Origin of the sequence: Streptomyces viridosporus (assembly GCF_002078235.1) — a bacterium.
In the GTDB taxonomy this organism is placed as follows: Bacteria; Actinomycetota; Actinomycetes; order Streptomycetales; family Streptomycetaceae; genus Streptomyces; species Streptomyces viridosporus.
Window position 1 is genome coordinate 1 of record NZ_MSGP01000297.1, and the last position, 9,087, is coordinate 9,087.

Below are 9,087 nucleotides of genomic sequence, written 5' to 3' on the forward strand. Positions count from 1 at the left end.
GGCCCCCGGCACCGCGCTGCCCGCCTACCTGGCGGCCCTGTGATGCTGATCCGTCCCTGGGACGCGCCCCGCGACGACGCCGAGTGGCAGCAGTGGCTGGCCGCGCACGACTTCGGACAGCTCGCGGTCAACGGCCCGCCGGGCGAACCGCCCCACGTCCAGCCCCTGCACTTCGCCTACGACGCCGGACGCGGCGAGGCGGTCACCCACCTGGCCCGGCCCAACCCGCTGTGGCGGGCCGTCGAGGCGGACCCGGTCGTCCTGCTGAGCGTGGTCGACGACTACGTCTACGTCCCCGGCCCCTGGCAGGCGGAGCCGGACGTCCCGCCCGAGCACGGCGTGCCGACGAGCCTCTACGCGGCCGTCCAGCTGCGGTGCCGCGCCCATGTCGTGGACGACCCGGCGCACAAGGCCGCGCTCCTCGACCGCCAGGTCGGCCACTTCCAGCCGGAGGGCGGCTCCGCGCGGGTGGCGGTGGGTGAGGCCCCGTACGGGAGGATGCTGTCCGGCATCCGCGTACTGCGGCTCGAAGTGACGGGCGTACGCGCGAAGTTCAAGTACGCGGGCCAGCGGTCGGCGGCGGTGCGCAACCGGATCGCGGCCGGGCTGGCGGACCGGGACGGCGCGCGTGACGCGGCGGCCCGCGGACACGTCCTGCGCCGCCGGCAGGCATGACCGAGGGGCCCCTCCCCGGCGGAAGGGCCCCCGCCGTCACGTCACACCGGCACCGCCTCCCGCCCCGCACCGCGGGCCCGCGCCTCGCGCGCCTCGCCCACCGCGAGTCCGGCGACCGCGCCGAGCATCAGCAGCGTGCCGACCAGGGTGGCCGCCGTGAGCCGCTCGCCGAGCAGGGCGACCGCGAGCACCGCCGCGCTCACCGGCTCCAGCAGCATGATCACGGACACGGTGGCCGACCGCACGACGGCCGCGCCGGCGAAGTAGAGGCCGTAGGCGAGCGCCGTGGGAACGGTGGCGACGTACACCAGGAGCCAGAGGAGCCGACCGGGTGCGTCGGTGGCCGGCACCAGGCCTTCCACCACGGCGAGCGGCAGCAGCAGCACGCTCGTGACGGCGAACGCCCCGATGGTCGTGCCGGAGGCGTCCGTCCCGCCGTCGCGCCCCCACCAGCGGGTGAGCAGCGTCATCGCCGAGTAGCCGGCCGCGGACAGCAGCGCGAGCAGGACGCCCCACGGGTCCACGGTCGTCCTCCCGCCGCCCAGGACGAGCACGGCGAGCCCGACGAGGGCACCGGCGACGGCGGCCAGGCCGCCGCCCCCCAGGCGCTCGCCCAGGGCCGCTCGCGCGCCGAGCGCGATGAGCACGGGTCCGGCGCCGAGGGTGACGACGGTGGCCACGGCGAGTCCCGTGGCGGAGACGGCGGCGAAGTAGGCCGTCTGGAAGACGGCGAGCCCCACCCCGGTGGCCACCGCGCGCAGGAGACGGCGGCCGGCCGGCACGGACGGGGCGGTCCGGTCGCGCGGCAGCAGGAGCCGGGCGGCGGACAGCAGCAGGAGACCTCCCGCGCAGCGCCAGAAGGACAGGGCGACGGGCCCCATGTCGCTGGTCCGGTAGACCAGCGACGCGGCCGCACCCGCGGTGCCCCAGGCGGCACCGGCGACGATCAGGTAGAGCAGGCCTCGCCCGACGGGCAGGCCCAGGACGGCGTTCGACACGTGTTCTCTCCGCAGATGCGCGCACCACGGGCAGCGCCGTGGCGCGGGAAGGAAGGGACCCCGGGTTCAGGCCCTCGGACCGGGCGGCGGGGTCAGCGGACTCCGTCTGCGGGCAGCACCGTCACGCCCGGCGACGCGCCGGGCGGATGTACCGGAGGGCCCGCCTCAGGCGGCCGGAGGCGGGAGAACGAGTGCGTGCGCATGCATGATCAACACCTTATGCGGTCGTTTCCGGCAGGGACAACTCCCGTTCGGGCCCACTGCCGGCCACCGGCCGGTCGGAGCCCTTCGCCGGTGCCGAGGACTGGGCGATGAAGGCGCCCATCAGCACGACCGCACCACCCACGATCTGCGGCGCCGACAGGTGCTCGCCGAGCAGGACCCAGGCGAGGACGGTGGCGATGACCGCCTCGAGACAGGCCACGACACCCGCGACCTGCGGCGAGAGCCGGCGCACCGAGAGCACGCCGGTGACGTACGCGACGACCGTGGCGACCAGGACGATCCACGCCAGCAGCACGAAGGCGGCGACCGGGGTGCCGTCCATCTCGGCGCTGCCCGCGAGCACGGACCAGTCCATGGACCAGGGGCGGGCGACGACGGTCAGGACCGCGGCGCCGACGAGCAGGCCGTAGGCGATCACGCCGAGCGGGTCGGGGGCCTCGTCGCCGGCGTCGCTGCCCTGGTCGGACAGGACGAAGTAGCCGACCTGGCAGCAGGCGGCGCCGAGTGCGAACAGCAGCCCGAGGGCGTCGAAGCCGAGGCCCGACCACACCTCCACGACACAGGCGAGCCCGCCCACCGCCAGCACCACGCCGATCGCGGCGGCCCGGGTCACCGGGCGCCGCTGCACGAACCGCACCCAGCCGAGCACCAGCGCGGGCGCCAGGTACTCGACCAGCAGCGCGACGCCCACGGGGATGCGGGACAGGGCGGCGAAGTAGCAGGCCTGGACACCGGCCACGGCGAACAGACCGAACCCGGCCAGCAGTCCCGGACGGCGGCGCAGCAATCCCCGGTGACGCACCGCCAGCGGCAGCATGACGAGCGCCGCGCCCGTCACCCGCAGCCACACGACGTGGAGCGGGTCCAGCCCCGCCTCGATCAGCGGCTTGGCCGCGACACCGGATCCCCCGAAGGCCACCGCGGACAGCAGCGCGAGGCCGAGCCCGACGCCTTTGCCACGAGTGCTCCGAGTGCTGACAGAGGTATGCACCGGCACATGATGACAGGCACCGACAGGAGCGTCACCCCCCATGGCACCTGTCCCATCGGCTGGACGGCGCGGTGGCCGCTCAGCGGGCCGGGTCGCCGTCCTCGGCGGCGTACCGCCCGGGCCGTGCGCCGTACCGCCCGTCGGTCCGCGCCTCGATCCGGCCGGACAGCCGGGGAGTGTCCACACCGGCGCGCTCGAGCACCTCGACGGCCCGCGCCTGCGGCTCCACGGCGATCTCCGCGAGCAGGTCCACTCCACGTGCCGGACCGTCACCGCGGCGGGCGGCGCGCTCGTGGGCGCGCTCCATGCAGGCCGCGGCGAGCGGCGAGAAACCCGCGACCTCCGCGGCCACGGGGACGTCGCCGGAGTCCTCGACGCCGCTCTGCCAGCGCAGGCCGTAGCCGATGCTGCGCTGGACCAGGTAGCCGAGCAGCCGGGCGATGTGCGGGCCCTCGCCGAAGACGGCTCTCACCTCGGTGTCGGACTCCAGGAGCGAGTGCAGCAGATGGGCGGTGTCGATCTGGCGGTCCCCGTCCCGGACCGCTCTGCGGCGGGCACCGGTGACCACCGCTGCCAGCTCGGCACCGAGCCTGGCATCGTTGTCCGCGCGGTGGGCCCCCCGCTCTCGGGGCTCAGGGGCCGACTGCCGGGGGATAGGGGCTTGCACATCCCCACCCCATCAGCCCCGCGGGCCCGGGTCATCCCCGGCGGGAAGCATTTCCGCGTCCCACGGGAAGTGGACTCCCCGGGCCGAAATCTCCTCCTTGCGGAGGAGATCAGGGAGTTTCCCCCCGAGCGCGCGCGCCGCCTTGCCGCACGCCCCACGACGGCGGAGCCCGGTGCGGTCGTTCGCCCGCACCGGGCCTCGGGCCCGCCGCGGTCAGTCCTCGTCGGCGAGGATCAGATACAGCTTCTTGCGGGCCTCGTTGATGACGGTGAGCGCCTTGTCCCGCTGCTCCTTGCTGCCGGTCTTCCAGACCTGACCGAACGCCTCCATCAGTCCGAAGCCGGCCTGCCGGATCTCGCCCAGCGCCTCCCAGTCGACGCCGCGGGAGGCTTCCTCCCAGGGGGCGTCGGGGCCTTCGTCGGCCGCCGCGCGACCGGTGTCGGTGAGGGAGAACAGCTTCTTGCCGCCCTCGCTCTCGCTCACGATCAGCCCTTCGTCCTCCAGGAGCTGAAGGGTGGGGTACACCGAGCCGGGGCTGGGCTTCCACGCCCCGCCGCTGCGCTCGGCGATCTCCTGGATCATCTCGTAGCCGTGCATCGGCCGGTCCTTCAGCAGGGCCAGGATCGAGGCCCGTACGTCACCGCGCCGCGCCCTCCCCCTGGGTCCGCCGCGCCCTCGCCCGCCCCACGGGCCGTGGCCGAAGCCCGGACCGAAGGGACCACCGGGCCCGCCCGGACCGAAGGGACCGAACGCCGCGCGCGGCCGGTCGAAGTCGTCCCGGCCGCCGCGCGGACCGCCGTGACGGTGTCCGTGCTCGAAACCATGGGTGCGCATCGCAACCACTCCATTCCATCGTTGATCTGTCGCGATGCTTCAACGATATATCGAGATGGTTCGGTGGGCAACCTCCCGGGCCGCCGGACCACCGCTCCGGAAGCTCCCGGAAACCGGTCCAGTCCCCGCACATTGGCCTTGGCCTGCGGCTTCGCGCAGCCCTTACGGTCGGGGCATGCGCATTCGAATCGTCGACGCCTTCACCGACCGGCCCTTCGCCGGCAACCCCACCGGAGTGCTGCTGCTCGACGCCTTCCCGGACGACCCCTGGCTCCAGAACGTCGCGCTGGAGGTCAACCACGCCGAGACGGCCTTCGCCCACCCGCTCCCGGCGGGCGGCGAGGCCGACTGGGCCCTGCGCTGGTTCACCCCCACCACCGAGGTCACGATGTGCGGCCACGCCACCCTGGCCACCGCGCACGTCCTGCACACCACCGGCGCGCACAAGGGCCCGGTGCGGTTCGCCACCCGCAGCGGCGTCCTCGCCGCCACCCCCGACGAGGACGGCTCCCTCACGCTGGACTTCCCCACCGCCCCGCTCACCCCGGTGGACCTCCCCGAGGGCGTCGCCGACGCGCTGGGCGCCGCGCCCCGCACGGCGTTCGACACCGGCCCGAAGATCGGGGACCTGCTCGTCGAGGTCGCCGACGAGCGCACGGTCCACGCCCTGCGCCCCGACCTCAAGGCGCTCGGCGCCCTCTCCGAGCGCGGCATCATCGCCACCGCCCGCGCCGAGAACCCCGCGCTGGGCTACGACTTCGTCTCCCGCTGCTTCTTCCCGAACCTCGGCGTCGACGAGGACCCGGTCACCGGCAGCGCGCACACCGCCCTGGCCCCGTACTGGTCCGAGCGCCTCGGCCGCTCCGTCCTCACCGGCCTCCAGGCCTCACCGCGCTCCGGCCGGGTCCGCACGGAGGTGCGCGGCGAGCGCACCCTGCTGAGCGGGCGGGCGGTGACGGTCATCGAGGGCGAACTGCTCGTCTGAGCCCGGACCGGGACCGGGGCGCGGAAGCGCACCGGAAGGACGAGGGGCGTACGGCACGGCCGCACGCCCCTCGCTCCCGATTCCTCGCCCGGCCCTCACCCGGGCGTTCAGGCCGTCGGCAGCCAGTCCACCCTGCCCGCCAGCAGCGCGTAACCGACGAACGCCCCGATGTCGAGCAGCGTGTGGGCGACCACCAGCGGTCCCACCCGGCCCCAGCGCCGGTACAGGTACACGAACACCACGCCCATGACCACGTTCCCGATGAAGCCGCCGATGCCCTGGTAGAGGTGGTACGAGCCGCGCAGCACCGAACTGGCCGCCAGCGAGGCGCCCGGGGACCAGCCCAACTGGTCCAGCCGGCGCAGCAGATAGCCGACGACGACGACCTCTTCGAGGATCGAGTTCTCCATCGCCGAGAGGATCAGCACGGGGTACTTCCACCACACCTCGGGCAGCGCCTCCGGCACCACCGTGAGGTTGAAGCCGAGGCCGCGCATGGCCAGGTAGAAGGCGATGCCGCTGCTGCCGATGACCGCCGCGATCGCCGCTCCGCGGCCGAGGTCGGACCAGGGGCGGGTGCGGTCGAACCCGAGGGTGCGCAGCCCCGCCCCCTCGCGCAGCAGGAAGTGCGCGACGAGCGCCACCGGGACGAGCGCCGTGGTGATCCCGAAGAGCTGCCAGGCCAGGTCCAGCCAGGGGCGGCCCGGCGCGGCCGAGGCGTTGAGCGTGGCCGCCTGGTCCTTCAGACCGCCCGGCCTGGTGACCGATCCGAGGAAACTGATCAGCGCGGAGACGCCGCTCGCGCCGAGTGAGAGCGCGAGCACGAGCAGCGTCTCGTTGCGGAGCGTCGTCCGCGAGAGCCTGCGCTCAGGGTACGAATCGGCCACCGGGCCCGCCTCCGCCTGCACACCTGCCTCCACATCACCGATCGGTCCGATCAGTATGGGGGCAGTGGCCGGGCGCCCGGTCGGCGGGCCGGGCGCAGCGGTCAGGCCGTCGGCACCGGTTCCGGCAGTCCCACCGGCCAGGTGTGCACCGGATCGCCCTGCTCCGTCAGCTCGCGGTAGCGGCGGGTGGTGGCGGCCAGCGCGGCCTCGCGGCCCAGTCCCCGGTCCAGGGCCCGGTGGAAGGTCGCGGTCTGCCAGGTCGCGCCGTTCACCCGGCGCCGGCACCGCTCCTCGATCACCCCGAGGTACAGGTCGCGGTCGGCGGGCTCGATCCCCCACGCGTCCAGTCCGGCCTCGGCGAGCGGCAGCAGTTCGTCGCGCACGAGGGTGACCGCGTCCACCTCGGCCGTACCGCCGTAGCGGCCGCGCCGGGGCCAGGTGAGGCGGGCGTCGATGCCGTCCTTGCAGGCGGCGTCGAAGTTGGCGGCGGCCGCCTCGAAGGGCAGCCGGCTCCACACCGGCCGGCTGTCCTCGGCGAGGGCGCGGACCATGCCGTAGTAGAAGGCCGCGTTGGCGATGACGTCGGTGACGGTGGGCCCGGCGGGCAGCACGCGGTTCTCCACCCGCAGGTGCGGGACGCCGTCGGCGATGCCGTAGACCGGGCGGTTCCACCGGTAGATGGTGCCGTTGTGCAGGACGAGTTCGGCGAGGGTGGGGATGCCGCCCCGGTCCAGCACCTCGAGGGGGTCCTCGTCGTCGCAGATCGGCAGCAGGGCCGGGAAGTAGCGCAGGTTCTCCTCGAAGAGGTCGAAGGCCGAGGTGACCCACCGCTCCCCGAACCAGGTGCGCGGCCGCACCCCCTGGGCCTGGAGCTCGGGCGGGCGGGTGTCGGTGGACTGCTGGAACAGCGGGGGCCTCGACTCGCGCCACAGTTCGCGCCCGAAGAGGAAGGGGGAGTTGGCGCCCACGGCGATCTGGGCGGCGGCGACGGCCTGCGCCGCGTTCCACACGTCGGCGAAGCGGTCCGGGGTGACCTGGAGGTGCAGCTGCACGGAGGTGCAGGCGGCCTCCGGCGCGATGGACTTCGAGGTGCAGCTGAGGCGCTCCACCCCGTCGATGTCGAGCTTGAAGTCCTCACCGCGCGCGGCCACGATCTGGTCGTTGAGCAGGGTGTAGCGGTCGACGTCGGAGAGGTTCGAGGAGACCAGGTCGTCCCGGCCCAGCGTCGGCAGGATGCCGATCATCACGATGCCCGCGTCGACCTCTCCGGCTTTTCGGTCGGCGTAGCCGAGCGAGGTGCGCAGTTCCTCGTCGAGCCGGTCGAATACCCGGCCGCCCAGGCGGTGGGGAGCGATGTTGACTTCCAGGTTGAACATGGCGAGCTCCGTCTGGAAATCCCGGCTCGCGATGCGTTCGAGGACTTGCGCATTCAACATTCTCGGCATGCCGTCGGCACCCGCGAGATTCAATTCGATCTCCAGCCCCATGAGGTTCTTGGGGCGGTCGAATCGCTTCTCCGCCAGGAGTCGCTCCAAGCCCGTCAGACACCTGTGGAGCTTGTCGCGGTAGCGCTGGCGATCGGACAGGTCGAACTGACCTGCCACGACCTTCTCCCCCATCGAAGCGTCCCTCCTCGGATGGGCGGACCGAAGAACGGCCGCCGGGGTCCCGGTGCACAAGGGAGGATGCCCCGTCAATGCGATCGATAACGCCCCGGAGGGACTCATCGGCCGCTACGCTGGCGACTGTGACCAGTGGCACATTCACGCGGCATGGCGCGCAACGCACGTTACGGGGCCGCTGCGAACTCGTGAAAAACGCCGACGGCAATGAGCCGACCACTCCGCGGTCGTTTTCCGAGGTCACCGTCGCGCACCCCTCCTGAAATCGGGATGGTTTTCGCATTTCATCGGCCGGAAGTACCCTTGTTTCGCGAGCCGAAAACAGCTAGGCGAAACATATTTTGAACGGGCGTCGTATAAACTTCGTGCACAAGGCAGAGAAGGTTGGCGCCCACGGTCGAGCGATCCAGCCGACGAGGTGATGTGGCGGCAGACCTCACCCCCACCTCTCGCGCTCAGCCCCCGGCCCCGCCTCTCTGACCTTCGCGAGCTGACAGCGCCGTCCGCACCGCCACGCCCCGCCCTCGCGCCACCGTGCCTTCGAATGAGAGGCGACCCACCATGCCGCTGCATGTCCCGCCGGCTCCCGCGCCCGCCCTGCGTTCCGTCCTCACCGCGCTCTCCTCCCCGACCGCGGTCCGTGAAGCCCGAACCCCCTCCCTGCTCGGCGCGCGGGGACCGGCCTCGCCCGAGCTGCCCCTGCCCGTGCACGTCCTGGACCGGATCGCCACCGAGGACGTGTCCGCGACGCGTCTGGCCGGGTGGCGCTTCCTGATCCGCTGCGGCGATCGCGCCGTGGCCGCCGCGGACACCGTGCTCACCCCCGACGGCTGGACCTTCTCCCGCTTCTTCGAGGGCCCCTACGTCGCCTCCACCGAGCTCGCGCTGCGCCAGGCCGAGGCCCTGACGCAGCCGTACCAGCCCCGGCTGCTGTCGGTGCCCGGGCTCTACATGCTGACGCTCTGGCTGCACGGCGACCCCACCGCGGACGCGGCCACCGGACATCCGGCCGCCACCGACCTGCTCGTCCCGCTGGCTCCGGCACCGCCCGGGATCGCGGCCCACCGCCCGCACCGGGTCGCCGACCTGCTCCCGGTACTGACCCACCGGGTGACGCCCACCCGGCTGCTCGACTCCCCCGCCGCCTGAGGCCCCGCGCACTCCGGCTCCGCGTCCCCCGCCGCCCGCGATCCGGGCCGGCGG

The 9,087-nt window shown here is 73.4% G+C and carries 9 protein-coding genes; 3 read left to right on the forward strand and 6 right to left on the reverse strand.

Going from position 1 to position 9,087, the window contains the following annotated elements:
- Nucleotides 1-42 precede the first annotated feature (42 nt).
- Entirely contained in the window at nucleotides 43-675 is a 633-nt protein-coding gene (locus B7L92_RS21260; RefSeq protein ID WP_081239087.1) for an FMN-binding negative transcriptional regulator, read from the forward strand.
- Between the two features lie 41 nt (nucleotides 676-716).
- Here B7L92_RS21260 and B7L92_RS21265 read toward each other — a convergent pair whose 3' ends face one another.
- The 4 genes from B7L92_RS21265 to B7L92_RS21280 form a co-directional block, all read right to left on the reverse strand.
- A complete protein-coding gene (locus tag B7L92_RS21265; protein ID WP_081239079.1) occupies nucleotides 717-1,673 on the reverse strand; it encodes a DMT family transporter in 957 nt (318 codons plus the stop codon).
- 217 nt (nucleotides 1,674-1,890) lie between these two features.
- Nucleotides 1,891-2,895, reverse strand: coding sequence for an EamA family transporter (locus B7L92_RS21270; RefSeq protein WP_081239080.1), 1,005 nt, complete (start codon nucleotides 2,893-2,895; stop codon nucleotides 1,891-1,893).
- 73 nt (nucleotides 2,896-2,968) lie between these two features.
- Complete coding sequence (locus tag B7L92_RS21275) at nucleotides 2,969-3,556, reverse strand: Clp protease N-terminal domain-containing protein (RefSeq protein WP_081239081.1); 588 nt, start codon at nucleotides 3,554-3,556, stop codon at nucleotides 2,969-2,971.
- Between the two features lie 213 nt (nucleotides 3,557-3,769).
- A complete protein-coding gene (locus B7L92_RS21280; RefSeq protein ID WP_081239082.1) occupies nucleotides 3,770-4,390 on the reverse strand; it encodes a PadR family transcriptional regulator in 621 nt (206 codons plus the stop codon).
- 175 nt (nucleotides 4,391-4,565) lie between these two features.
- Between B7L92_RS21280 and B7L92_RS21285 the strand changes: the two genes are divergently transcribed.
- Nucleotides 4,566-5,375, forward strand: a complete 810-nt coding sequence (locus tag B7L92_RS21285; protein WP_081239083.1) for a PhzF family phenazine biosynthesis protein — start codon at nucleotides 4,566-4,568, stop codon at nucleotides 5,373-5,375.
- Between the two features lie 107 nt (nucleotides 5,376-5,482).
- On the opposite strand, the gene B7L92_RS21290 is transcribed toward B7L92_RS21285, so the two are convergent.
- Entirely contained in the window at nucleotides 5,483-6,283 is an 801-nt protein-coding gene (locus B7L92_RS21290) for a CPBP family intramembrane glutamic endopeptidase (protein ID WP_081239084.1), read from the reverse strand.
- Between the two features lie 80 nt (nucleotides 6,284-6,363).
- On the reverse strand, nucleotides 6,364-7,881 hold the full coding sequence (locus tag B7L92_RS21295; RefSeq protein WP_081239085.1) for a glutamate-cysteine ligase family protein: 1,518 nt from the start codon (nucleotides 7,879-7,881) through the stop codon (nucleotides 6,364-6,366).
- A gap of 564 nt (nucleotides 7,882-8,445) precedes the next feature.
- Between B7L92_RS21295 and B7L92_RS21300 the strand changes: the two genes are divergently transcribed.
- Complete coding sequence (locus B7L92_RS21300) at nucleotides 8,446-9,033, forward strand: hypothetical protein (RefSeq protein ID WP_081239086.1); 588 nt, start codon at nucleotides 8,446-8,448, stop codon at nucleotides 9,031-9,033.
- Nucleotides 9,034-9,087: the final 54 nt, after the last annotated feature.

What these genes read in the sequence shown, in the direction of transcription:
- B7L92_RS21260 (WP_081239087.1), top strand. Translation starts at nt 43, where the DNA reads ATGCTGATCCGTCCCTGGGACGCGCCCCGCGACGACGCCGAGTGGCAG.
- B7L92_RS21280 (WP_081239082.1), bottom strand. Translation starts at nt 4,390, where the DNA reads ATGCGCACCCATGGTTTCGAGCACGGACACCGTCACGGCGGTCCGCGC.
- B7L92_RS21285 (WP_081239083.1), top strand. Translation starts at nt 4,566, where the DNA reads ATGCGCATTCGAATCGTCGACGCCTTCACCGACCGGCCCTTCGCCGGC.
- B7L92_RS21295 (WP_081239085.1), bottom strand. Translation starts at nt 7,881, where the DNA reads ATGGGGGAGAAGGTCGTGGCAGGTCAGTTCGACCTGTCCGATCGCCAG.
- B7L92_RS21300 (WP_081239086.1), top strand. Translation starts at nt 8,446, where the DNA reads ATGCCGCTGCATGTCCCGCCGGCTCCCGCGCCCGCCCTGCGTTCCGTC.